Raw genomic sequence first — 24,086 nt, 5'->3', positions numbered from 1 at the left:
ATTGTGCGGTTGACGCGTCGGTGCGGTTCAGATTCAAAACTACGATGAATCGACCTGGCGAACCGACTGTTGAGGAGTTGATGGCGCGCATTGCTGCGCTGCAGGCGCAGAACCGCCAGCTCGCAGAACGCGTGGCCAAGCTCGAGGAAGAGTTGGCGCTAGCGCGGCTGCATCGTTTTGCGCCGAAGAGCGAAAAGCACGTTGATCGCCTCTTCAATGAAGCCGAACAGATTGCCGATGAAGACGACGCCGGCAGCGAAGATGGCAATGTCGTCGACCTGCCGGACACCGGCTTTCCGTCCACCGAAAAGCCGGAGGGAAAGAAGCGTGGCCGCAAGCCTCTGCCGGAACACCTGCCGCGCGAGCGCGTCGAGTATGACCTTGCCGACGGTCAGAAGGCCTGTCCTTGCTGCCGCCACCAGATGCATCGCATGGGTGAGGCCGTCACCGAGCAGCTCCATATCGAGGTGAAGGCGAAGGTCCTGCAGAATGTGCGGTTCAAGTATGCATGCCGCCATTGCGACCGGACCGGCATCAATACGCCTGTTGTCATTGCCCCGATGCCCGCGCAGCCCTTGCCGGGCAGCATCGCCACGGCCTCGACGCTGGCCTTTGCGCTCGTCCACAAATATGTCGATGGCACGCCGCTCTACCGTCTGGCCCAGGCCTTCGAGCGTGCCGGCGTTCCCGTCAGCCGCGGCGCTCTGGGCCATTGGGTGATCGGATCGAGCGAGAGGCATCTCTCCCGCATCTATGATGCCCTGAAGCTACGGCTTCGGTCACAACCGCTCATCCATGGTGACGAGACGACGGTCCAGGTCCTGAAGGAAAAGGACAGGGAAGCCACCAGCACATCCTTCATGTGGGCGTATCGGAGTGGAGAGGACAGCGACGAACCGATCGTGCTGCTCGACTATCAGCCCGGCCGCGGCCAGATCTATCCGCAGGCCTTCCTCGGTGATTACCGCGGCATCCTGATGAGCGATGGCTATACCGCCTGGCGCACGCTGGCAGGAGCGACCCATCTGGGGTGCATGGCCCATTCCAGACGTCGCTTCGTCGATGCACTGAAGACCAGAAAGAAAGGCGGCGGCCCGCCGGAGCAGGCGCTGAAGTTCTTCGAAAAGCTCTACCGGATTGAAAGCCAGACGCGCAACGAAAAGCCGGACAAGGGCGAAACGCGACATCAATGCATCCGCCGTTTCCGCCAGCAACACAGCGTCCCCATCATGAACGCTCTCAAGGCATGGCTCGACGACATAGCCCCGAAGGTCCTGCCCGACAGCAAGATCGGCGACGCCGTGTCCTACACCCTGAACCAGTGGGAGTACCTGACGCGCTACACCGAAGACGGCAGGATGCCGATCGACAACAACCTGCTTGAGCGCGACATCAGGATTTTTGCCACTGGAAGAAAGAGTTGGCTGTTCAGCGACACTGTGGACGGAGCCAGGGCCAGTGCCGTCGTCTACAGCCTCATGCTGACATGCCGAGCATGCGGCATCGAGCCCTTGGCCTATTTGCGCCACGTCCTCACGGAATTGCCGCAGCGCGCGGACAATGCCGACATCACCGATCTCTTGCCATTCAACTTCGCCAAAACCGCCGCTACTTGATCCGATGCAACTGGCCGACAACGACCCCGGTCAAACGGGCCGCGTCAACGCGCATGGAAATGAGCGCTTACTAACCAACTACATTAATGATCGAAATGCGTTCGATTTCATATCCGCGCACCAACGCCCATCCGTGCCGATCTTTTCCGGTGCGAGCAAAGGCTCATCCTTCAACATCTTGCGGAAGAAGCGCTTGGCGGCGTCGAGGTCGCGCCTCGCGGTGAGCAGGAAGTCCACCGGATTGCCGTGCTTGTCGATGGCGCGGTACAGATAGCGCCACTTGCCGCGAATTTTCACGTAAGTCTCGTCGATCCGGACCGATCCGCAATGAGGTCGGCGGAACTGGCGCAGCCGCTTCTCGATCATCGGCGCATAGGTCAAGACCCAGCGATTGATTGTGCTGTGATCGACCTCGAACCCGCGCTCTCGGAACATTTCCTCAAGGTCTCGGTAGCTGAGAGGATAGCGCAGATACCAGGACACCGCCTGCACAATCAGCCATGCCTCGAAATGCCGCCCCTTGAAATCATCCTTCGACTGGCTTCAGCTTCTCGGCAACAGCATTCAGAATCATCGGTACGCTCCACAACATTGGGAGCGCGATTCGCTCGTCATATCGTCAATACACAGTTAAGGGTCCGAATTTGCGACAAGCCCGTTCGAGTTCATATCCGCGCACCAACGCCCATCCGAGATGCCTCCTGCATCATGATCTCCCGCATCCAGATGCTTGCCGGATCGCTGTTGTGGAGTGACGGCCATTGGAGGGTCTCGATGAATGCGGGAAGCGGCAGCGGAAGTTCGACGATCTGCAGGGGGAACGTTTTTTCGCAATGCCTGACCAGCCGGGAGGGCATGGTCGCGATACGGGCCGTGCCGGACACCATCGGCGGGATCATGCTGAAGCCCTGCACGGCGACCTCGACACGTCTCTTGAGGCCATGTTCAAGCAAGAACCATTCCTCGATGGAGGGCTTCATCGTACGCCCGAACCTGACCGAGACGTGCCTCATCGACATGTATCTCTCGAACGTAATCTGCCGTGGCAGCTGCTTGTTGGTGGGACAGCCTACGCACACGAGTCGCTCCTCAAACAGTGCCACGCTTGAGTGCGCGCTCGACGTGAACAAATCCGGAAGAATTAGAAAATCGATGTCACCGCGCTGGAGAAGCTCATCGGGGCCGTCGTCGATAGGCAGCAATTCGAAGCTGACGGCGGGGGCTTCGCGTGCAACACGCTCAACGACTTTCTCAAAAAACACGAGCGTGGCGAAATCGGAAATAATGATCCTGAAGCGGCGATCGGATTGAGCTGGGTTAAACGGATCCGAGGAAATAATCGAGCACTGGATGTGCAGGAGAGCGTCGCGGACGGCGGGGGCAAGTGCTGCCGCACGCGGGGTCAGAAAACGTTCGCGGCCGCTTGTCGTAAACAGTTCATCGCCGAAATAATCGCGCAGCCGGGCGACGGCCGCACTCATGGCCGGCTGGCTGAGGTTGATGCGGCGGGCCGCCGCCGAGAGATTGCGCTCCACCAGCAGCGCGTCGAGCACAACGAGGAGATTTAGGTCAAGCCCTTTGAAACGCATGTCTTTAGCTATCCATAGCCGGCTGGCTCAAGCGCACCTACCCAGGGGAGCCGCATAATCAGGTGTCGCACGAAACGATCTATCGCAGCCTGTTCATCCAGGCACGTGGAGTGCTGGAAGGCCGAACAGGTGGCCGCTGCGACTCGGCATGCAAAAAGCAACTAACGATGGGGGCAGCAATCGGATAGTTCGCAGTTACCTCCCGACGCTGATGCGCGCGACGGGATTGGGTCCTTCTTAGCGCGGCCCCACAGAATGAACGCCGAAAGGGCGAGCAGGATGATGTTGAGTGGTAAGGCCGAGGCTTCACCCCGCGACAAGTGGAAGATTGTCGCTGCAATTTGCAGCAGCACACAACCAAGTGCAGCCAGGACGGTGAGGCGTGGCTGAATCCGAATCAATGCGGGCAAAAGCACTCCAGATCCGCCTGCAATGTCGGATCAGACCCATAAGGTGCAGAAACCAAGGCGGTACAGCGCCGGGCCAAACCCACATTGCCGCCAATTGATCGACCGGCATAAACAGCTTCATGCTGCCAAACAGCGTAAAGGACGTGAAAACAAGAAGTTGGGCGATCCAGAGCCCGGCTCGCAGCGGCTTGCCTGTTGGCTTTGTGGGCGCAAAGCTAAAGGTATTTGACATCTGAACAACTCCATAAATCAAAAAAATCACCACCTCTTGTGGCGCAGGCAGGTTGCAAGCACGGACGCCGGCTGAGCGCGTTCCTTCCTGCCTTTCCGAGCGGTTTTAGATCGCAGAGCCACCAAAGAAAGGGATGAAATTTCGGCATAATCGTTCAAATAAACTGATATAGTCACTTGACGTTTCTTTAAGTCGACGATCTGGGACCCCGGTCTGTTAAGACCCAACAATCGAGGGAGGGAAGGCATGAGCATGACTATGGACGCGCTCACCCTCGATCAATTCCTGGTATTCGTAACGATTGTCGCCGAAGGCAGTTTTGCCGCAGCCGCTCGCCGGATGAATCGGGCGCAATCGGCGATCACCTATAGCATTCAGAGATTGGAGGAACAGAGCGGGTTTCCTCTTTTCGATCGCTCGCCCTACCGCCCGGTTCTCACGGAAGCGGGCAAAGCCTTGTTACCGCGCGCGCGGCGGATTCTTGACGACGTCGCAGACTGGCGGCACCAAGCGCAGGGAATTTCAAAGGGACTCGAGGCAGAACTCACTCTGGCGGTTGTCTCCTACGCGCCAGCGATCCTGCTGAGCAGCGTGCTTGGGGAATTCACCCAGGCCTTCCCTTTCGTCGAAATTCGCATCTTGACTGAAACTTTCGATGCAGCGGCGAAAACCTTGCGAGACGGAATTGCTGACCTGGGTTTGCTTGCCGAGCGCCACCCAGATGAATTCGAACGCCGGGTGTGCGGTCGAATCGATCTGGTGCCGGTCGCGGCACCAACTCATCCGCTTGGCAAAATCAACGGGACGTTCAGCGCAACGATACTGCGTGACTACACCCAACTGGTTATCAGCCCGGCTGCCGAAGTTGATAGTGGGCGAGACTATGGGGTGCATGCAGCCAACCGGTGGCGCGTCAACGACCTTCAGACGAAATACGACCTCATCCTCGCCAGCGTCGGCTGGGGTTCAATGCCAAGGTCAAGGGTTGAGGGGGATATTGCCGCCGGACGATTGATCGAGCTGAGGCCAGAAAGCTGGGAGGGCTCTGATTTGATGCCAAGCTTTCCATTGGTTATCGCCTGCAGGAAGGAAAAGGCACTGGGTCCTGCTGGAATGTGGCTGATCGAAAAATTCGTTTCCAATAAAGAACAGGCGATTTGAGGGCAGTTCGCGAAACCAGAATATGCCGCCGAGTGGCGTTGGTGCGCGGATATGAACTCGAATGCGGCGCGGCAATCAATGTGAGAGCGCAGCGTCAATCAGGATGAGAATGCCGGCGGATTGGAACGCAGGGAGGGCGTAGCCCGACTGGAGTTTCAATCCGCCGGCGGCGCGTTCCTTTTTCGGGGGCGTTCGTCTGGTGATCACGGTCGGCCGGGTATGCCGGTGGTTTTTCCTGTTGGGGAGGAATCACTTTGTGCCCGGCCGCCACGTAACCGATCACCAGATGAGGCTTTTCATGAAGTTCCGGCAGACCAATACGACGGCCGTCGCGGCGGCGAAGGCGTCGATCAGTATCGCCACGGCCTATCGCATCGAGAAGGATTCAAGACTGCCGTCACAAAAGAAGGCGCCGCGGCAACGGCGCCGTGCCGACCCTCTCGCCGATATTTTCGAAGCCGAGGTCGTGCCCATGCTGAGGGCAGCTCCGGGTATTCGGGCGATCGCCATCTTCGACGAGATGATCCGGCGTCATCCCGAGCTTGGAGCCGGCATTCGCCGCACGATCGAGCGCCGGGTCCGAGCCTGGCGCGCCGTCCATGGCGAGGAACAGGAGGTCATCTTCCGGCAGCTTCACGTACCCGGGCGCATGGGATTGTCGGATTTCACTGACATGGCCGCCGCCGGCGTCACGATCGCCGGCCAGCCACTCGATCACCGGCTCTATCATTTCCGGCTCGCCTATTCCGGCTTCGAGCATGCGCATGTCGTGCTCGGTGGCGAGAGTTTCGTCGCTCTGGCGGAAGGCCTGCAGAACGCGCTGTGGTCGCTCGGCGGGGCTCCCCGCGAGCATCGCAGCGACAGCCTCTCGGCGGCATTCCGCAACCTGGACAAGGACGCCCGGGAGGACCTGACGCGCCGCTACGACGAACTGTGCGGCCACTACGGCATGATCCCTTCCCGCAACAATCGCGGCATTGCGCATGAGAACGGCTCCGTCGAAGGCCCGCACGGCCATCTCAAGCGGGCGATCAATGACGCGCTGCTGATGCGGGGATCGAGCGATTTCGACGACCTGGCAGCCTACCGTCGCTTTGTCGACGAGATCGTCAGCCGCGTGAATGCTCGCAACTCCAAGCGCATCGACATCGAGCGGGCCGAACTCCAGGAACTGCCCGCCCGGCGCACTTCCGACTACGAGGAGGTCACCGTGCGCATCACGTCATCGGGCGGGTTCACGCTGCGTAAGGTGTTCTACACCGTGCCCTCACGCCTGATCGGCCACCGCCTCAGAGTGCGGCTCTTCGATGATCGGCTGGATATCTTCATCGGCGGCACGCATCTCATGACGCTGCCGCGCGGGCGCGCCTCTTCAACCGGCAAGCACGACCAGGTCGTCAATTATCGGCATGTCATCCATTCGCTGCGCCGCAAGCCGATGGCGCTGCTCAACCTCGTCTATCGTGACCAGCTCTTCCCCCGCGAGGCCTACCGGCGAACCTTCGACGTGCTCATAAAGCGACTGCCTGAGCGGCAGGCCTGCCGCACCATGGTCGAGCTTCTGGCCATGGCGCACGAGCGCGGCTGCGAGAGCGAACTGGCTGATCTACTGACCGCCTCGCTAGAGGCACGGCGATTGCCCGACATGGCTGCTTTGCGCGAACGGTTCGCGCCGGATCCCGCCCGGCTGCCGAGTGTCGTCGTGCGTCTTGCTCCGCTCAACGCCTATGAAGCCCTGCTTGGCGCCAACCTGACAGGAGATGCGGCATGAAGACGAACCCCGCTGTCGATTCCGCCAGGGTGAGCTTGCTCCTCAACGAACTGCGCCTGCCGGCCATCAAGGTTATGTGGCCGCAGTTTGCCGAACAGGCCGACAAGGAAGGCTGGCCGGCCGCTCGCTTCCTGGCTGCGATCATTGAACATGAACTGGCTGAGCGCGACCGGCGACGTATCGAACGCCATCTCGCCGAGGCGCGCCTCCTGCCGGGCAAGACCCTCGACACATTCGAGTTCGAAGCCGTGCCGATGATCTCCAAGGCTCAGGTGATGGCCATTACCGCCGGCGACAGCTGGCTCGAGAAGGGAGCTAACCTGCTTCTGTTTGGCCCTCCAGGCGGCGGAAAGAGCCATCTCGCCTCGGCCATCGGACTTGCCCTTATCGAGACCGGATGGCGGGTCATGTTCACCCGCACCACTGATCTCGTCCAGAAGCTTCAGGTCGCGCGCCGCGAACTCGGCCTCGAGGCCGCCATAAATCGCCTCGATCGCTTCCACCTGATCATCCTCGACGACCTCGCATATGTCACCAAGGACCAGGCCGAAACGAGCGTGCTGTTCGAGCTCATCAGCGCCCGCTACGAGCGGCGCTCCATGCTCATCACCGCCAACCAGCCCTTCGGCGAATGGGGGAAGGTCTTCCCAGATCCCGCTATGACGCTCGCCGCGGTCGACCGCCTTGTCCACCACGCGACAATCTTCGAGCTGAATGTCGAGAGCTATCGGCGGCGCGAGGCCATCGAGCGAAAGCGAGGGCCAGGCCGGCCGGCCTCATATGCGACGCCCGCAAACGTCAATCCTGATTGACGCGCCGCGACAATCAAACCGATAAAACCTCTTGCGCGCGACAATCAATGCCGCGATCATCAGCATCACCGCGACACCAGATTCTCATCCAGATTGATGAGGTGGAACGGCCCGCTCCGACAGCATCAAGTGCTAACGTGGCCGTTGTTTCAACGCCACCAAGGAGGGACCGTTCCGTGACGCAGATTAACACCATCGGGCTAGATTTGGCCAAGCAGGTTTTCCAAGTTCACGGCGCAGACGCCGAAGGCGCGCCGCTGTTCAACAGGCGGTTGCGCCGGGCCGAAGTGCTGCGCTTCTTCGAGAAGCAGCCAACCTGTCTCGTCGGCCTCGAGGCCTGCGGCGGGGCACATTACTGGGCGCGTGAGATCGCAGCACTCGGCCATGACGTCCGGTTGATCCCGCCGGCCTACGTCAAGCCCTTTGTCAAGCGCGGCAAGACCGATGCTGCCGACGCCGAGGCGATCAGCGAGGCGGTAACCCGCAAGACCATGCGCTTTGTGCCGATCAAGTCGGCCGAGCAACAGGCGGCGGCGATGGTGCTGAGGACGCGAGCTCTGCTGCTGCGCCAAAGAACACAAGTGATCAACGCCTTGCGCGCTCATATGTCCGAATTGGGCATCATTGCGGCTGCCGGCCCGGCGAAGGTGGCGGCATTAGCCGCGATCGTGCGTGACCCGACAGATGCTCGCCTGCCTGCGGCGGCGCGCTTCGCCCTGACGGCCCTTGTCGACCAATTAGACACTCTGAGCGAACAGGTCGAACGACTTGAGCGCGAGATCGTCACCGAGGCAAAGCATGACGAAGACATGCGCCGTCTGACCACGATCCCGGGCGTCGGCGCGATCACAGCGGCGACCGTCAAGGCGCTGGTTCCCGATCCGGACGGGTTCAGGTCGGGCCGTCACCTTGCCGCTTGGCTTGGGCTCACGCCGAGGTCGCATTCGAGCGGCGGCAAGGAGCTGTTGGGCGGCATCTCGAAGATGGGCAACACGGAGCTTCGATCTCTCCTTGTAAATGGCGCTACCTCTGTCCTGCGCCATGCCAGAAACAACGACAGGGCACTGCCCTGGTTGACCGCGTTGCTAGCGCGTCGGCCCTTCAAGGTCGTCGCCATCGCGCTTGCCAACAAGATCGCGAGGATCATCTGGGCCCTGCTAACGAAGGGCGGGACCTATCGGAAACCTGGTGGGATGGCGGTTCGTGCGGCAAACGCCTGAGGGCAGAGTACCGACACGAGCTACCGGAGAAGAGCCAGGAAGAGGCGAGGTGCATTGAGCAGACGATGATTCCACGGGACGAAATCCCGACGCGGGAGAGGCTTGCGCGACAATGTGCTTCGAGCACGTCAGATTGATCAGCCACCCGCTTCGCGGACTTCATCGAGGCCAGCGGTCATGGGCCGCGCTGAAAGGCCGGACATATGACTGCACCGTTCCCGCGTGATGAAATCGACTAAAAAAGCCCTTGCAACGCGGGCCGTTCCACATATGTCGCGCTATACTCGAACGCATTTCGATCTTTAATGTAGTTGGTTATGCCTGCGTGACTTGACGCCGGATAGACTCCGGGGGTGCCCATGCCAGCATGCGGTTGAGAACGATGCAACCGATGGCAACCTCGGTCTGTTGAGCCGGAAGAGAGCGTGCTCGCAGGCGCCGTCCGATCAGCCCCTTGTATCGTCCGATGGCTGTTTCGCTCAGCGCCCGCTTGCCGTAGCCGGTGGCTGCCTGCCATTTCAGCGGGCTTGTCGCAAAGATTGGTTTGGGCCGCAATTCCCTTTCGAACAGGGTGTTTTTCACGCTTTATTAACCTTTTGAAGTCCGAAGAGGCGCGCGAGCAGATCGTTTGTAAGCGCTCATTTCCATGCGCGTTGACGCGGCCCGTTTGACCGGGGTCGTTGTCGGCCAGTTGCATCGGATCAAGTAGCGGCGGTTTTGGCGAAGTTGAATGGCAAGAGATCGGTGATGTCGGCATTGTCCGCGCGCTGCGGCAATTCCGTGAGGACGTGGCGCAAATAGGCCAAGGGCTCGATGCCGCATGCTCGGCATGTCAGCATGAGGCTGTAGACGACGGCACTGGCCCTGGCTCCGTCCACAGTGTCGCTGAACAGCCAACTCTTTCTTCCAGTGGCAAAAATCCTGATGTCGCGCTCAAGCAGGTTGTTGTCGATCGGCATCCTGCCGTCTTCGGTGTAGCGCGTCAGGTACTCCCACTGGTTCAGGGTGTAGGACACGGCGTCGCCGATCTTGCTGTCGGGCAGGACCTTCGGGGCTATGTCGTCGAGCCATGCCTTGAGAGCGTTCATGATGGGGACGCTGTGTTGCTGGCGGAAACGGCGGATGCATTGATGTCGCGTTTCGCCCTTGTCCGGCTTTTCGTTGCGCGTCTGGCTTTCAATCCGGTAGAGCTTTTCGAAGAACTTCAGCGCCTGCTCCGGCGGGCCGCCGCCTTTCTTTCTGGTCTTCAGTGCATCGACGAAGCGACGTCTGGAATGGGCCATGCACCCCAGATGGGTCGCTCCTGCCAGCGTGCGCCAGGCGGTATAGCCATCGCTCATCAGGATGCCGCGGTAATCACCGAGGAAGGCCTGCGGATAGATCTGGCCGCGGCCGGGCTGATAGTCGAGCAGCACGATCGGTTCGTCGCTGTCCTCTCCACTCCGATACGCCCACATGAAGGATGTGCTGGTGGCTTCCCTGTCCTTTTCCTTCAGGACCTGGACCGTCGTCTCGTCACCATGGATGAGCGGTTGTGACCGAAGCCGTAGCTTCAGGGCATCATAGATGCGGGAGAGATGCCTCTCGCTCGATCCGATCACCCAATGGCCCAGAGCGCCGCGGCTGACGGGAACGCCGGCACGCTCGAAGGCCTGGGCCAGACGGTAGAGCGGCGTGCCATCGACATATTTGTGGACGAGCGCAAAGGCCAGCGTCGAGGCCGTGGCGATGCTGCCCGGCAAGGGCTGCGCGGGCATCGGGGCAATGACAACAGGCGTATTGATGCCGGTCCGGTCGCAATGGCGGCATGCATACTTGAACCGCACATTCTGCAGGACCTTCGCCTTCACCTCGATATGGAGCTGCTCGGTGACGGCCTCACCCATGCGATGCATCTGGTGGCGGCAGCAAGGACAGGCCTTCTGACCGTCGGCAAGGTCATACTCGACGCGCTCGCGCGGCAGGTGTTCCGGCAGAGGCTTGCGGCCACGCTTCTTTCCCTCCGGCTTTTCGGTGGACGGAAAGCCGGTGTCCGGCAGGTCGACGACATTGCCATCTTCGCTGCCGGCGTCGTCTTCATCGGCAATCTGTTCGGCTTCATTGAAGAGGCGATCAACGTGCTTTTCGCTCTTCGGCGCAAAACGATGCAGCCGCGCTAGCGCCAACTCTTCCTCGAGCTTGGCCACGCGTTCTGCGAGCTGGCGGTTCTGCGCCTGCAGCGCAGCAATGCGCGCCATCAACTCCTCAACAGTCGGTTCGCCAGGTCGATTCATCGTAGTTTTGAATCTGAACCGCACCGACGCGTCAACCGCACAATTCGGGAGCCGTCAGCCCGCAACCTGATATTGCCGCACCGGATGGCGCACCATTGCGTCGATGTCGATGCCGTCGAGAATCCAATGGAGCTGCTCGGTCGTCAGCGTAACCACCGCCGTCTCCCGGCGCGGCCACCGGAACTTGTCCTCGGTCAGCCGCTTTAGAACCAGCACGAAGCCGGACCGGTCAAAGAACAAGAGTTTCATCCGGTCGCGACGGCGATTGCAAAAGGCAAAGACCGCAGGCGCAAACGGGTCGAGCTCCATCACCTCCTGAACCAGGACCGCAAGGCTGTTGATGCCGGCGCGGAAGTCGATCGGTTCGCGATGCAGGTAGACTGTCAGGTCAGCGCCCAGTCTGAACATGACCCAGTGCTCCGATGATCGCCGTCAATGCATCCACATCACCGCATTCCAGCGTCAACTTCACGCCGTTCGGCAAAGACGCGCTCACCTTGGCTGGGAGTGGCGACGACTTCGACAGCCGCTCTTCACCACGCGTGGCAGGCCTCTCTACCGAATTGCCCTGCATAGGCAGGCTGTACTCCGCGGCGCTGACTTGAACTGGAATGAACGCCGACGGCGCAGGTGGCGGCAAAGCAACGGCGTCTTTGGTCGTCTTTATCCACTTCCTAAGAAGGTTGGCATTGATCCCATGTTCAAGCGCAAGTCCCGATACCGACACGCCAGGCTCAAGGCAGGCCGCAACGAGCCGCTCTTTTGACGCCGCGTCGTACCGCCGGCGGCCGTTACGCAAAATTCGCCTCACCAGCAGTTTCTGTTCATCGTCCTCAATCACGTGGTGTCCACCTCCAAAGTGGACACTTCATGCCAAAACACGCTCAATGGAAAAAGGTGCAGAGAAATTCGCGCTTTCGCTCATCCTTCAACATCTTGCGGAAGAAGCGCTTGGCGGCGTCGAGGTCGCGCCTCGCGGTGAGCAGGAAGTCCACCGGATTGCCGTGCTTGTCGATGGCGCGGTACAGATAGCGCCACTTGCCGCGAATTTTCACGTAAGTCTCGTCGATCCGGACCGATCCGCAATGAGGTCGGCGGAACTGGCGCAGCCGCTTCTCGATCATCGGCGCATAGGTCAAGACCCAGCGATTGATTGTGCTGTGATCGACCTCGAACCCGCGCTCTCGGAACATTTCCTCAAGGTCTCGGTAGCTGAGAGGATAGCGCAGATACCAGGACACCGCCTGCACAATCAGCCATGCCTCGAAATGCCGCCCCTTGAAATCATCCTTCGACTGGCTTCAGCTTCTCGGCAACAGCATTCAGAATCATCGGTACGCTCCACAACATTGGGAGCGCGATTCGCTCGTCATATCGTCAATACAGTAACCGGGGCAGATTACCGGGCAGTCAGGCTTGAGCGGCTTGCCTAACGAGATCCGGGAGCGGCGGAATCGACTCTTGTGTTGGTATGCCGAGGCGGTCGCCGAGATAGCGGAAGAATGAGACGTCGAGCTTGATGCAGGTCTTCATCAGGCCGAGCAGGACGTCGCGGGCGTTCTTGCCTGCCTCGCTGACGGTTCCGCCGGAGATCTTGCGCTTGGTGACGAAGGTGCGGATGTCGTTTTCCGAACCATTGGTGTGGAGCGGGATCTCGGGACGATCGAGAACGCGCAGGAGTTCATGCTTGCGGCGATGCAGCCTGGCAAGAAGCCGGTCGAGCATGACGTAGCCGGTTCGTCGTTTGAACAGGCGCTCGAAGCGGGCGCGCAGGGCCGCCGCGTGGCGCGGACAAGGAGCACGCTGGTAGCTCTTGAGGTCGCGATAGAACCACCAGATCAACTGGCGCATGATGTCGACGGCCTGACGTTGATCCGGGGTCACGGGTATCAATTTGTGGACGAGCCGCTCGGCGTGGACCCAGCACAGAGCATGGTCGCCGATGCGGAACTGGCCGGCATCATCGGACACGACCACGGTATCGCCAAGAAAGCCGTGGTGGCGGATCGCTCCCCACATCGCCCCTTCGGTGGCGATCCTGACTGGGTTGGGCTCAACCGCGAGCTGGTCGAGGCCGAGTGCGGCCAGATGCGCCTGCCATGCGGCGCTGTCGGCAAATGCCTTGTGCGGCGCAGCCGCTAGCCGCGCGATCACCGGACCGGCGAGGTTGCGGCCGCGCATATAGGCCAGGGCCTCTTCATTGATGAAGTAATCGCTGTGCCCGGCACGCAGCGTCGCCAGGAACGCCTCCCGTGACTTCGATCGCCCGGTGCGGAACGCGGTGAAGCGGCGATCGCCGATCTGGGTGGTGTAGCCGTCCTGGTGGGCGTGGCGCGCCGACGTATCATCGACGGTGATCCAGGGCGCCGTAGCCAGCCCGGCGCGCAGCACGTCACGGTCCTCCGCCGCGAAGGCCTCCAGGCCCTCCGAAATCAGCCGCACCACCTGGCGCTTCGAAATGTCGACCCCGATCCCGGTCAACAACGCCGTCAACCGCTCCGTCGTCACCTGGCCTTGAATGTGACAGGCCAGAATGAAGCGGCGCAGGTTCGCGCCCCAGCCGCCGATGATCCCCGCCGGCAAGGGCGCCACCATCGTTTCGCCGGTCGGTGTCACCCAGCGCTCGCGGCGATAGCGCACCACCTCGGCCGACAACGCCAGATCGCGCACCAGGATCGTCTCATACCCCTTGAAGCGAGAGCCCGCAGGAGCGCTCACCGCAACCGTCACCTCGCGGCTCACGCGACCGCCGTCGCGCTTGGCGCCGCGCCGGCGGCGCTTGCCCTTGCCAGATGTCGGCTGCGTCGCCTTCTCCATGCCCGATGGCTTGGTCGGCTTGACCGGGGGACGCGGCGGCAGGTCCTTCAGCCGGGCGATCTCATCCTTCAGGGTCTGGTTCTCGGCGCGTAGCGCCTGGTTCTCGATCTCAAGGCTCTCGACCCGGCCTTGAAGACCGCGCACTTCGCCGATCAGCGCAGAAACCAGCCCGCGGAGTTCCGCGAGCGACAGGCCTTCAAGCGAATCAGTCGGTGGTAGCGTCACGCAAAGGGTGAATCACGAAAGCACGCGCCTGCAAACCCCCACCGCCCGGTAATCTGCCCCGGTTACGTCAATACACAGTTAAGGGTCCGAATTTGCGACAAGCCCCAAAAACGGTCGGTGCCGAACTGTCGCTGAAGACGATCGCTGCATTGCGGGCCAATGCCGAGGCAGACCTCTCGCATCTACAGGCGTTGGTTGGCGCCAAGTTGCCGTCCCAAGTTATCGCGCTGCAGTCGAGCTTCTGGCGCAAGCGGGTCGAAATGTATGTGGAGCAGGCCAAGGAATTCCAGGCCCTCAGTGTACCAAGGGAGTGGCCGCCGTCACCAAGCCGATCAAGGACGCCTTGGACAGGGCGCTGACCGACGCCAAGGCGGCATGATCGTCCCGGAAACCAGATGGGTGGTCCCCTTGGGCGTTGGTGCGCGGATATGAAATCGAACGCATTTCGATCATTAATGTAGTTGGTTATGCCTGCGTGACTTGACGCCGGATAGACTCCGGGCGTGCCCATGCCAGCATGCGGTTGAGAACGATGCAACCGATGGCAACCTCGGTCTGTTGAGCCGTAAGAGAGCGTGCTCGCAGGCGCCGTCCGATCAGCCCCTTGTATCGTCCGATGGCCGTTTCGCTCAGCGCCCGCTTGCCGTAGCCGGTGGCTGCCTGCCATTTCAGCCGACCGTCGCTTGCGATTGCGGCAATGTGCTTGTCCCTTTGACCAGGCGGTCCGGCATCACCGCTTTCCACCGCCGTGGAACGCGGTGGAATGACGATGTTCGCGGTTGCGCTGTGCTGCAGGATAGACCGATAGGTTGGCTTGCCGTCATAGGCTCCGTCGGCTGTGAACTGGTCGATCTCGCCGTCGATCTGATCGAGCAGCGGTGCCACCTGGGAAGGATCATCCGTGTCCTGATCTGTCAGCCTTTGGGCAATGATCGCGCCACTTTTGGCATCCACTGCCAGATGCAGCTTGCGCCAGTTGCGACGTGATCTGGCGCCATGTTTCTGCTCCAGCCATTGCCCGGCGCCGTAGACTTTCAATCCCGTGCTATCGACAAGCACATGCAGCGGGCCGTCCGGCTGCGGCGGGTTTCGTCGGGCTGATGGCTCCCACTTCTGTGCCCGACGGCTCAGCGTCGTATGATCTGGAACTGGGACTTTCAGCCCCATGAGATCCAGCAGCGAGTGAAGCAATCCCTCGGTCTGGCGCAGCCGCATTGCGAAGACGCAACCCAGCGTCAGCGCTGTCTCAATGGCGAGATCGGAATACCGGGCTTGGCCGCCGCGGGTCTTGCGTCGCGGAGCGCGCCATCCCGCCAGTGCCTCCGGCGTTACCCATAAGGTCAGGCTACCACGCCGGCGCAGACCTGCTTCGTAGTCACGCCAATTCGTCACCCTGAATGTCATCTTTCCGACGTGATGACGACGATCTGCGTTGTGTTTGTACGGCATGGCACTCAAATCAAGCTGATTTCGATCCTGCCTGCCTATCGCCAAACCGTTGACAAAGGATCCATGCACCAACGCTGGTCGCGATGGTACGGGCTATCTCGACAATGCGCTAAACACGACGCTTTACTTCCGCAATCTCGAGCAGTCGGAGAAGGTGGGGTCGGCCGGTAGGGGGGCGAAATGACACTCTAAGCATATACAGTGACTTCGACCTTAGTCGGATGGACCGTCGCCGACGGGAAGCGAATGCGTTTCCCACTCGTTCTTGGGGATTTCCGCGCCCAGCGAGAATTCGAAGGCAACCACCCTTTCCAAATCCTGGGTTACCTCGCATCTGAACTTGATGTCGTACCAATGCCGTTTGCTTCGGAGCGCCGCGCCGTCCGCCTGGAGTGTAAGACCGGAAAGCTTTGTGTCGGCCATGGCGTAGGCGACGACGAAATCCGGCTGGAAGTCGGACTTCCATATACGGACCTGTTCCATAGCCTCGACGTTGCAGAGTTGGATGATACGATCATCCGTGCCCAGTTGTCTCAGCGCAACCAAAGCTTCCTTGCTTCGCGGGTCTGCCAGCACTGTCGCTGAGAATAACTCCTTGGCCCGAACCATACCGTCTCCTTGAGGGGCCGGCTCGTTGGCTATCGCTGGTTTTGTATCTTGCTCAGGTGCCCGGTCAATCGGTGCAGGCAACGCGATGGGCTTGTTGTCGTTTTGAGTAACAGTGGGCTGTGCGGTTACTGCAGCCTGGGGGTCACTCAGGATTTCGACGGTGATGCTTTGCTCGGTTGGCGGAGGCGGCGATTGCCTGGTCGGAGAAAGTCCAAAGGCCAAGATGGCGAGCAGGTGCAACGTCACTGAAATTGCAAGGCTCAGCGCTATTGCGTTAGGGGCATACCGACCATCTTTTTCCTGCATCGGCAAGGCTATAGCTCTGATGGCCGTGGGCCTGGACCAAGCTCAGATCGACGTCTGCGACGGTGTTCTTGCTGATACCAAGGTCGCGGGCGATGAGCTGCGCCCTTCATCAATAAGTGCCAGGGGGCTGTCCTCAAACTCGAGCCATTGGCGCCGAAGTGCCCTGGAGGGGCCGTCGGCAATAGGCATCGGCACATAAGGATATTGTCAACTACGCAAAGGCTTCAATGGATCATATAGCTTCCAAAAGTCAGCGGCATCCTACGGAGGCCGCGATGATTGAAGTGACGCCGCCAGACGACCTCACCGGTGAGACGCGGCAGCGGCAGCTGTCGCAGCAGCGCCTCGAACCCGATCGCCAATTCCATGCGGGCGAGCCGCGCCCCGAGGCAGAAATGCTCGCCGTGACCGAAGGCAAGATGATCGATATTGGCGCGGTCGATGTCGAAGACGTCGGGCTGCGGAAAACGTGCCGGATCGCGATTTGCAGCGCCGAGGATCAAGACCACGCGATCGCCGGAAGTGATCTGCTGTCCGCGCATGTCGACGTCGCCCGAGGCGACGCGATCGAGCCGCATAAACGGGCCATCGAAGCGCAACATTTCCTCTATCGCGCGGTCCAGAAGACACGGATCTTTGCGCAAACGCTTCATCGCATCAGGTCGTGTGAGCAACGCGAGCATGCCATTCCCGATCGTCGCTCGCGTCGATTCGTGGCCGGCGAACAGTAGCAGAGCGAGCGTTGCGCGCGTCCACTCCCGGCCGAACGGAGGCTCTTCAAGTGCAAGCAGACGAGTGAGCACGTCATCCTCGGGACTGCGGCGCCGCAGGTCCAGCAACGCATCAAAATAGTCACTCATTTCCGCAATGGTGGTCGTCATGCCATCGAGGGTCTCCGGCCGTGAGGCCCCCAACTCAAAATAGGCCGTCATTCGGCTGAACCAGGTGAAAAGACTCGCGTGATCCTCGGGCGGAATCCCGACCATCGCGGCGATCACCGCAACGGGCAATGGTTGGGCAAAGTCCTCAATGAAGTCGCCGCCGCCCGCCCGGAGCATGCGATTGATCAGTTGATCCGCAACCCGCTGTATCTCGCCAGCAATGCGGTCGACCGCTGGCTTGGCAAACAGCTTATTGAGCGGCACACGCCGCTGAAGGTGCTTCGGCGGATCCATATTCATCAACCACTCGGAAATGAAGTCGTCGATCGGCGTCATGCGCTGCCGCAGTTCCAGGGGCATACGGTTAGTTGCCACTGCACGGCGCGCGGCGCTGGCGAAGCGGCGATCGGAAAGCACCGAATTCGCGTCGTCGTAGCGGGTCAGCAACCACGACTGGATCGGCGCACACCAGTGAACCGGATCCGCATGCCGCAGCATGTGATATATTGGATAGGGATCATCGAAGATGGCAGGCTCGAACAGACCGAAGGGGTCTTCGAGAGGAGTTACGAGGGCAACCGGCATGTCCGTCTCCATATTCCATGCAAAGCGCTGGTTCAATCAATCTGGCTGCTCGTTCGAGTCCCTGTCCGAGAGCCGCCGGAGCTTCCCCTTGCAGGCAATTGCGCGAAAGCCTGCCGCCGCGAACATCGCGGGCACGCCGGTCCAGACGAAAGCACCGGGTAACGTCTGGCTGGGAATGGCGGGAATGGCCGGATAGCCTTCCAGGCAGCTCGCGCCCTCAACGAAGGCAAAATCGCAGGTTCGAGTAGGCGCGATCCGACTCCCAAGCCGCGCCATTTCGTCTGAATGGAGAACCATGATGGGCCGGGTTCGTGTGGTCGCTCCCGCGCTAAAACCGCAGAAAGTCCTCGCAGGGGCCGACGCGAGCCCATCCGCCCGGTGCCCGCTTCGCGAATGCAAGCAGGTCGTGGATCCGGCCGTCGGCGACCAGCGCATGAAACTGCGGCCGCGCCTGCGGCCCACTCACTGCATGCGAGCTGCGTCCGCCCTTCTCGACACGCCAATACATGCGCCAACATCCGGTCGCGACCTGTGATCCGAAAAGACTCTCGATCAGCCCCCATGTCCTCAGGCGCAACGGTATTATGGCTGTTTCGGTGTCCGATGCCGACATAGCGCAGATCCTCGAGGCTGATCGCATGCAGAAACATCAGAGATAACCAAGCTGCTTGAGCCTACCCAGCACTGTGGCTTCCAGTTCATCGCGGCCAATTTCGCCGCCGTTACGACGTGGATTACGGCCCTCGACGAAGAAGACCTCGAATACCTTTTCATGCATGACCGGGCCGTGACCAAAATAGCCGCCTTCGCCAAACAGCTCGCCGTGATCGGACGTCACCATGAACCAAGTATCCGGCGGCGCCATCTCGATCAGCTCGCCGATCACACCGTCCAGATACTCGATGCACTGTACCTGCTTGTTCCAGAGTGGCCGCAGACGATCGACGTCGAAACGATCCGCCGCGCCCTCGCCGCGCGATGCCTGCGGTTCTCTCACGAACTCGTCCATGCCACGCCATACCCCGTGTACGCCGGGGATGTGGGGCAGGTCACCGGCATTTTCTCCAGGCAAGGCATAGGGATAATGCGTTTCGCCAGCGTTGATGAACATGAAGCGCGGGCCTCCGTCGAAGTTCAGCCGGCCGATGATGGCGCGAAGATCGTTGTGCACCGGCATCAGCTCGAATATGTCGAAATGGGGTGCGATCAGCGTCTTCGGATTCAGCACTGGCATCGACACATAGGCCTCGGTCCGGTAGCCGAGGCTTCTGAGGAACAGCGGCAACGACAGCGTCGGTGCGAAATCTGCGAATGTGATCGCGTCTTGCCTGTTGCCACCGATGCGGGTCTGCCAGAGCGATAAATCTCGGCGCTGCGCATCGGACGACAGCACACCCGGCTCGTTGGCATGGGGCGGCAGCCCCATCAGGAAGGTATGATGGCTGGGTGCGGTCCAGCTTGCATAGCTGTAGCGCTTCTGTGCCCGGCCGATACGGTCGATGGCCGGCGTATGCGCGGCCTCGAAGCAGTCATAGCGCGCGCTGTCGAAGATAACCCAGACGATGTGGTTCACCATCACGCCTGCCCCTTGGTCAATTCGTCCGTGTGGTCGAGGAGGCAGAACGCGCGCAGGAATTGCACGAACCGCCGCTCGCGGCCGCTCGCTTCGCACAGCGCACGGGCGAGGATCACGGCGTATTCGCTCCGATCGAAGCCGAGCGATTTGATCAGTACGTCGCGGGCAAATCCGAGCGCGTCGAGATGCGTCGCCCAGCGATCGACCTCGGCGGCGAACAGCGTATCGCCGAGCAGCTGCGCAGTCCGGCGCAACAGCGCCAACAGGTAGGCCCGGAGCCCGACCTCTGCCCGAAGGTGCAGCGCAGCCGCCCGACGAACCTGCCACGCGCCGTCCCCCTTTGACATTGCCTCCGCCACGATAACCCGAAACCGCTCAATGGCGTCGGCGCTTGCTGTCGTTTCGGCTTCATGCGCAAGCTCTGCGATCGCCGTCATGGCTCCGTCGACCGTCCTGGACCTGGCATCCGCCGCGAGCGCGAGGGTCCACCAGCGGCGCTTCAGCTCGACACCGGCATAGAGCGGCTCGCGGACACGGTCCTCGGGCACATCTGATTGTCTGGCGCGATCCAACATGGAGATTGGAATGGACCCAGTGTAGGTCGGCGGCCAAGGATCGAGCACATCGACCGTTCCAGCGGACCGGTCGATCCGCGTGGCGAGAATGGTCCTTGCACTGTGCACCCTGCCATAGGCCGGACGATACGGCAGTTCGTGACTATCCACCGCGAGCACGACCGGCTGTCCAAGCTCGAGACGCAGGTAAGCGAGTTCGGTTGGATCGGACTCCGCCGCCACGAGCTCCAGCCCCGCATATGCCGCGACGCGTGCGCCGAGCAAGTCCCATCCGCCTGGCACGTCGAACTCGGCTATTGACGCCGCATCGGGATCAAAGCGGTTGAACGACCAGACGCTCGCCAGCATGAACTCACTCGGCACGCCAAGGAGGGCATCGAGAATCGTCTGCAGATTTGCCAAGGGACTCGGCACCAGGATCGGTGCAATCGAATCAGACATAGCCGCCCCCATTCTGCAACATGGTCACCGCCATCACATGGGCAAGCGGGTTGGGTTCAATTGTCAGCGTCACCGGCCAGAACGGGGCTAGCAGAGGGACCGTCGCGCTGAACATCGCCGGGCATAGATGGTCAAGTTCGTAGTCGCCAACATAGTGCAGGTGGCTGGCGCGCCAAGTCGCAGTGCGGGCGGGAGCCCCCCCGCGGCAAGAGCCAGTTCGGGAGCTGCACGCGAACGCCGACGACCGCGCCGAAGCGGTCCGTCAACCGCAACATCAAGGTCTGTGGTCCGAGTTCGCCAAATCCCAGCACACCGAGCGCGTACCCAACTGCAACCACACCGATCTCAATCCGCTGTCCAAGCGCTTCGACATGGTCGGGGGCACCGGGCTGCTTCGCGACCAGCTGGTAGGTCACGCCGCCGACGATGATGGGGCGACCGAAGGGCACATCCTCAGCCGGGAAGCTGTTACCCCAGATGTTGACGCAGCCGGCTGACCTCTCGCTGTCGAACGTGGCCGCGCAGGCATTGCAGTGCGGTGCGAGGTCGATCGCATGCATCGTCATCCTCGCACCTTATCAAGCTTAGATCCCTGCGGCAGCCGGCCAACGAGCAACGACGGAGCCAGCCCGAATATGTCGCCTTCGATCGGGTCGCGCACGCATGCGGGAAGCGGCGGCGAGACTGCGCCAAGGGCGGCTTCGAGCAATTGCGACACGTCCCAGCGGATGGATAACGGCCCACTGCCCCAGCCCCCCCTGTGGGCGAGCGCAGGTACCATCTGCCGATCCAATTCGACGCGGTTGTGGTCGGCTCCCCCTCGGCGACCAGCGTGTCGATCACTAGGGCGACCGGCGGATTATCGACTGCGGCCGGATGGTAGAGCGCTAAGTTGCGGCGGTTGACATTGTACAGCGCGTTGAGGGGACGTTGCCAACGTTCACTGCGCTGGAGCAGCAAGAAGGTGGCATCGTCGACCACGCCGGAATTGGCGGTACCAAGCGGTCGCGTCGCGCCGTCCTCCCGGTGCTGGGGCGGATAAGGTGAAGTCGATGTGTCGATAATACTCAAAGGTGCGAGGGCGCCGGCACCGGCCGGCCCGCGCGGGGCCAGCACACCATCAATGGCGAAGTCCACCAGCGCAAGAACCGCGGACGGCCCGAGCACCATAGCTGCGTGTTGCGGACGTTGCGACCATTCCAGTTCGTCGGTCGTCTTGGGGTGGTCGAAGTCTATCTCGTCGATCTCCAGGATCGCGCCATCGAGATGAACAACTGTGTAGGTCCGTGTCTGTCGACCCTCCCGCACGATTCCGCACTCGGCGGTGACCGCCCGGCTCCGGCTGACCGGTACTCGACTTTGCCACCGCGCCCACGCCGTCCGCGCCGGTCCGTCGCAATCGCGCGGATCGATGCTGCAGGACCGAACGTCGGCGGCGGCTCCGTCGATGACGAGGCGATGGCTGAAATGGCTTGTCGCCAAGCCGTCCGACGTGCGCGCAAACACCACGCTGCGATCGATCTGATTCATGCGACAATCCTCAATCGCGACAGCCGCATCGCCGGCGCCAAGGTGCCGACATCGTAGAGAATCTGGCCATGCTTGCCGCACAGGGCGTTAGGGTTGAGTTCGCTCTCACGGGCACGCGCCAGACAGCCGGTGAGTACATCGACGCGCTCCTCCACCCGACCACCGGTGAAGAAGCGGCCAGTGGCGCGCCCTGCGGCGACAACTTCGCCGAGCATGATCCGTGCCTCGACGTGGAGCCCGCGCGAAAAACCGTGCGACAGGTGATGAATAATGACGCCGCTGCCCACTCCGTCGACGAGCTCCTCGAACGAGTTGGTGCCGGGCGACACGATCAGATTGGACATACGGGGAATCGGTGGCAGCGTGATCTGTGAAGAGCGCGCGTTCGCGGTTGGCAATTCGCCCGCCGCTGCCGCCGATGCGCGACCATGCAGCTGGCGCACCAGCACCCCGTTCTGCAGAATCCGGGTGGCTCCCGTTGCGACGATCCCATCGTCATCGACATCGTAGCGCGCGGCAGCGCCACAAGTCGGATCATCCAGCACCTCGAGATCATCCGCCCCCAGCCGGCAGCCGAGTCGGTGACGCAGATCGATTCTCGGGTCTGCAGCACCCTCCGCGAAATGTCCGATCGCCTCGTGCGCAATCAAGGCTGCGGGCTGGGAAGCCAGAACGGCCGGGCCATCGCAGGACACGGTGGGTTGGGCCATTCCGGCGCCGCGCGCGACCTGCACGAGACGCTGCCGCAGGGCGCCGCCTTGCAGGCGCGCCAGTCCATCGCCCGTGCCACTCCATCCCACCGGCATGAACCGGCCGTTGGCCAGATGCAGCCGCCCCGTGAGCGCGAATACGTCGACGGGACGGCGGCACCAGCCGGTAAAGGGCTCCAAGACCCAGCGCTGCGCAGCGACTCGGCTGTAGCGCAGTGATGCCGGCAGTCCGACCGCGGCCGCAAATTCCGAGAGCCTCAGACGTGCCGTGTCCGGCGGCGTCACGGGCGGCCTATCGACATTGGGAACGCCCCACTCCGCCGGAGGCGGACCGCTGTGCCGCCCCACGCCGGCTGCCTCGGTACCCTCGCAATAGGCTGCGAACCGCGTAGTCTGCAGCACCGGACTTCCGTGCGGCCAGGCCAGGCCGACCGTGAGAAGTGTACCCTGCTCGCACGCCCGCTGCATCGGCATCGCGCCCCGAGGACTCAGGCAGCCACAAGGCCGGGAACACCGAGCCGTCGCAGCGAAACCTCGCTCGATACGGTGCTCCAGAGGGTGAGGCGGGCGGCTAGAGCGGCATGCGCCGCATCTGCCGCCTGTTCCCATCTCCGCTCGTCGTCGCCGCACAATTCCGCAAGTATCGCCACGGCCATCGGTCCATGCGTGTCCTCGTCAAGCCCGATGTGACGATCGAGATAGACCTGAAACGGCGTCAGCGAGCTGGATTGCTGCCGCGACAGGGAATCGACCAAGGTGCGAAACATGCCAGGGATTGCCTCCTCTCGCCCGAACGTGAACGCGGCAGCAATCTGATGAAGATTGTCCGAGGCGATGATCTCGAAGGTCTTGCCGACAAAGGCGCGCGCGCCGACGGGGGCGGAGCAGCTGGCCAGCGCGACAGCCACTTCGGCGCCATCGCGAAGCGCCTTCACGAAGGTATCGATCGGCCGGGTGTTCGCACCGGCCGCCAGCATGGCGGAACGATAAAGCTCGAAATGGCTTGTCGCCTCACCATCGATCAGGTCGGTTTCCTCTTCGAGCACGACCTCGTTGATCAGTCGCCTCATGCGCGGCGAGCCAACCGGCAGCCAGGGAACCTCGACGCAACTGAGGCGCCGCTGCAGGCTCTTCAACAGCGACATGAAATCCCAGACAGCGAACACATGGTGCTCCATGAACACGCGTACGTCCTCGATGCAACTGAGCGCCGCATAGACTTCATGACCTACAAGTTGGTGACGCGCCGGTTCGAGCCGACGCAGTAGACTGTACATACCGAGTGCCGACATGCGACT

At 61.5% G+C, this 24,086-nt stretch carries 17 protein-coding genes and 6 pseudogenes; 6 read left to right on the top strand and 17 right to left on the bottom strand.

Features of this window, described 5'->3' with window-relative positions; all coding sequences use genetic code 11:
• The first annotated feature begins 44 nt into the window (after window positions 1–44).
• Window positions 45–1,616, top strand: coding sequence for an IS66 family transposase (locus HB777_35210; GenBank protein ID QND69071.1), 1,572 nt, complete (start codon window positions 45–47; stop codon window positions 1,614–1,616).
• A gap of 126 nt (window positions 1,617–1,742) precedes the next feature.
• Here the strand turns inward: HB777_35210 and HB777_35205 are convergent.
• The 3 genes and pseudogenes from HB777_35205 to HB777_35195 all read right to left on the bottom strand — a co-directional run bounded on the left by HB777_35205 (window position 1,743) and on the right by HB777_35195 (window position 3,847).
• Window positions 1,743–2,190, bottom strand: a pseudogene (locus tag HB777_35205) (IS6 family transposase).
• Between the two features lie 91 nt (window positions 2,191–2,281).
• On the bottom strand, window positions 2,282–3,205 hold the full coding sequence (locus tag HB777_35200; GenBank protein ID QND69070.1) for a LysR family transcriptional regulator: 924 nt from the start codon (window positions 3,203–3,205) through the stop codon (window positions 2,282–2,284).
• 161 nt (window positions 3,206–3,366) lie between these two features.
• A pseudogene (locus tag HB777_35195) lies at window positions 3,367–3,847 on the bottom strand (DoxX family protein).
• 246 nt (window positions 3,848–4,093) lie between these two features.
• Here HB777_35195 and HB777_35190 point away from each other — a divergent pair.
• The 4 genes from HB777_35190 to HB777_35175 all read left to right on the top strand — a co-directional run bounded on the left by HB777_35190 (window position 4,094) and on the right by HB777_35175 (window position 8,811).
• The gene (locus HB777_35190) at window positions 4,094–5,008 is read left to right on the top strand and encodes a LysR family transcriptional regulator (protein QND69069.1); all 915 of its coding nucleotides are present in this window, start codon (window positions 4,094–4,096) and stop codon (window positions 5,006–5,008) included.
• Window positions 5,009–5,264: 256 nt separating this feature from the next.
• Window positions 5,265–6,779 (top strand): IS21 family transposase, encoded by a 1,515-nt coding sequence (locus HB777_35185; protein QND69068.1) that lies wholly within the window; start codon window positions 5,265–5,267, stop codon window positions 6,777–6,779.
• Window positions 6,776–7,591, top strand: coding sequence for an ATP-binding protein (locus HB777_35180; GenBank protein QND69067.1), 816 nt, complete (start codon window positions 6,776–6,778; stop codon window positions 7,589–7,591). The genes HB777_35185 and HB777_35180 overlap by 4 nt, the downstream gene beginning before the upstream one ends.
• Window positions 7,592–7,767: 176 nt before the next feature.
• Complete coding sequence (locus tag HB777_35175; protein ID QND69066.1) at window positions 7,768–8,811, top strand: IS110 family transposase; 1,044 nt, start codon at window positions 7,768–7,770, stop codon at window positions 8,809–8,811.
• A gap of 315 nt (window positions 8,812–9,126) precedes the next feature.
• On the opposite strand, the pseudogene HB777_35170 reads toward HB777_35175, so the two are convergent.
• The 6 genes and pseudogenes from HB777_35170 to HB777_35145 all read right to left on the bottom strand — a co-directional run bounded on the left by HB777_35170 (window position 9,127) and on the right by HB777_35145 (window position 14,126).
• A pseudogene (locus HB777_35170) lies at window positions 9,127–9,333 on the bottom strand (IS5/IS1182 family transposase).
• Between the two features lie 179 nt (window positions 9,334–9,512).
• On the bottom strand, window positions 9,513–11,084 hold the full coding sequence (locus tag HB777_35165) for an IS66 family transposase (GenBank protein ID QND69065.1): 1,572 nt from the start codon (window positions 11,082–11,084) through the stop codon (window positions 9,513–9,515).
• A gap of 54 nt (window positions 11,085–11,138) precedes the next feature.
• Window positions 11,139–11,492: an IS66 family insertion sequence element accessory protein TnpB gene (gene tnpB, locus HB777_35160; GenBank protein QND69064.1), complete on the bottom strand. Its 354-nt coding sequence runs from the start codon at window positions 11,490–11,492 to the stop codon at window positions 11,139–11,141.
• On the bottom strand, window positions 11,473–11,922 hold the full coding sequence (locus tag HB777_35155; GenBank protein QND69305.1) for a transposase: 450 nt from the start codon (window positions 11,920–11,922) through the stop codon (window positions 11,473–11,475). Before HB777_35155 ends, tnpB begins: the two co-directional genes overlap by 20 nt.
• Before the next feature lie 82 nt (window positions 11,923–12,004).
• Window positions 12,005–12,416 (bottom strand): annotated as a pseudogene (locus tag HB777_35150) (IS6 family transposase).
• Between the two features lie 78 nt (window positions 12,417–12,494).
• Complete coding sequence (locus HB777_35145; GenBank protein ID QND69063.1) at window positions 12,495–14,126, bottom strand: transposase; 1,632 nt, start codon at window positions 14,124–14,126, stop codon at window positions 12,495–12,497.
• 11 nt (window positions 14,127–14,137) lie between these two features.
• On the opposite strand from HB777_35145, the pseudogene HB777_35140 reads away from it, so the two are divergent.
• A pseudogene (locus HB777_35140) lies at window positions 14,138–14,505 on the top strand (hypothetical protein).
• Window positions 14,506–14,591: 86 nt separating this feature from the next.
• Here HB777_35140 and HB777_35135 read toward each other — a convergent pair.
• The 8 genes and pseudogenes from HB777_35135 to HB777_35100 form a co-directional block, all read right to left on the bottom strand.
• Complete coding sequence (locus tag HB777_35135) at window positions 14,592–15,575, bottom strand: IS5 family transposase (protein QND69062.1); 984 nt, start codon at window positions 15,573–15,575, stop codon at window positions 14,592–14,594.
• 213 nt (window positions 15,576–15,788) lie between these two features.
• On the bottom strand, window positions 15,789–16,184 hold the full coding sequence (locus HB777_35130) for a DUF930 domain-containing protein (protein ID QND69304.1): 396 nt from the start codon (window positions 16,182–16,184) through the stop codon (window positions 15,789–15,791).
• Window positions 16,185–16,714: 530 nt separating this feature from the next.
• A complete protein-coding gene (locus HB777_35125; GenBank protein ID QND69061.1) occupies window positions 16,715–17,956 on the bottom strand; it encodes a cytochrome P450 in 1,242 nt (413 codons plus the stop codon).
• 736 nt (window positions 17,957–18,692) lie between these two features.
• Window positions 18,693–19,535: pseudogene (locus tag HB777_35120) on the bottom strand (metalloenzyme).
• A complete protein-coding gene (locus HB777_35115) occupies window positions 19,532–20,548 on the bottom strand; it encodes a BtrH N-terminal domain-containing protein (protein ID QND69060.1) in 1,017 nt (338 codons plus the stop codon). Before HB777_35115 ends, HB777_35120 begins: the two are co-directional and overlap by 4 nt.
• A gap of 468 nt (window positions 20,549–21,016) precedes the next feature.
• The gene (locus HB777_35110) at window positions 21,017–22,078 is read right to left on the bottom strand and encodes a hypothetical protein (protein QND69059.1); all 1,062 of its coding nucleotides are present in this window, start codon (window positions 22,076–22,078) and stop codon (window positions 21,017–21,019) included.
• A complete protein-coding gene (locus tag HB777_35105; GenBank protein QND69058.1) occupies window positions 22,075–23,073 on the bottom strand; it encodes a hypothetical protein in 999 nt (332 codons plus the stop codon). Before HB777_35105 ends, HB777_35110 begins: the two co-directional genes overlap by 4 nt.
• Window positions 23,074–23,276: 203 nt before the next feature.
• Window positions 23,277–24,080 carry a DUF3050 domain-containing protein gene (locus tag HB777_35100; GenBank protein ID QND69057.1) on the bottom strand — a complete coding sequence of 268 codons (804 nt, stop codon included), beginning with the start codon at window positions 24,078–24,080 and terminating at the stop codon, window positions 23,277–23,279.
• Window positions 24,081–24,086 lie beyond the last annotated feature (6 nt).

Origin of the sequence: Mesorhizobium loti (assembly GCA_014189435.1) — a bacterium.
In the GTDB taxonomy this organism is placed as follows: domain Bacteria; phylum Pseudomonadota; class Alphaproteobacteria; order Rhizobiales; family Rhizobiaceae; genus Mesorhizobium; species Mesorhizobium loti_G.
The sequence above is the reverse complement of the archived record's forward strand: the minus strand, read 5'-3'. Positions and strand labels throughout refer to the sequence as shown.

Excerpts from the sequence above, each read along its gene's own strand:
- HB777_35210 (QND69071.1), top strand. The coding sequence starts at position 45 with ATGAATCGACCTGGCGAACCGACTGTTGAGGAGTTGATGGCGCGCATT.
- HB777_35200 (QND69070.1), bottom strand. The coding sequence starts at position 3,205 with ATGCGTTTCAAAGGGCTTGACCTAAATCTCCTCGTTGTGCTCGACGCG.
- HB777_35190 (QND69069.1), top strand. The coding sequence starts at position 4,094 with ATGAGCATGACTATGGACGCGCTCACCCTCGATCAATTCCTGGTATTC.
- HB777_35180 (QND69067.1), top strand. The coding sequence starts at position 6,776 with ATGAAGACGAACCCCGCTGTCGATTCCGCCAGGGTGAGCTTGCTCCTC.
- HB777_35165 (QND69065.1), bottom strand. The coding sequence starts at position 11,084 with ATGAATCGACCTGGCGAACCGACTGTTGAGGAGTTGATGGCGCGCATT.
- tnpB (QND69064.1), bottom strand. The coding sequence starts at position 11,492 with ATGTTCAGACTGGGCGCTGACCTGACAGTCTACCTGCATCGCGAACCG.
- HB777_35135 (QND69062.1), bottom strand. The coding sequence starts at position 15,575 with ATGCCGTACAAACACAACGCAGATCGTCGTCATCACGTCGGAAAGATG.
- HB777_35130 (QND69304.1), bottom strand. The coding sequence starts at position 16,184 with ATGGTTCGGGCCAAGGAGTTATTCTCAGCGACAGTGCTGGCAGACCCG.
- HB777_35125 (QND69061.1), bottom strand. The coding sequence starts at position 17,956 with ATGCCGGTTGCCCTCGTAACTCCTCTCGAAGACCCCTTCGGTCTGTTC.
- HB777_35115 (QND69060.1), bottom strand. The coding sequence starts at position 20,548 with ATGTCTGATTCGATTGCACCGATCCTGGTGCCGAGTCCCTTGGCAAAT.
- HB777_35110 (QND69059.1), bottom strand. The coding sequence starts at position 22,078 with ATGAATCAGATCGATCGCAGCGTGGTGTTTGCGCGCACGTCGGACGGC.
- HB777_35100 (QND69057.1), bottom strand. The coding sequence starts at position 24,080 with ATGTCGGCACTCGGTATGTACAGTCTACTGCGTCGGCTCGAACCGGCG.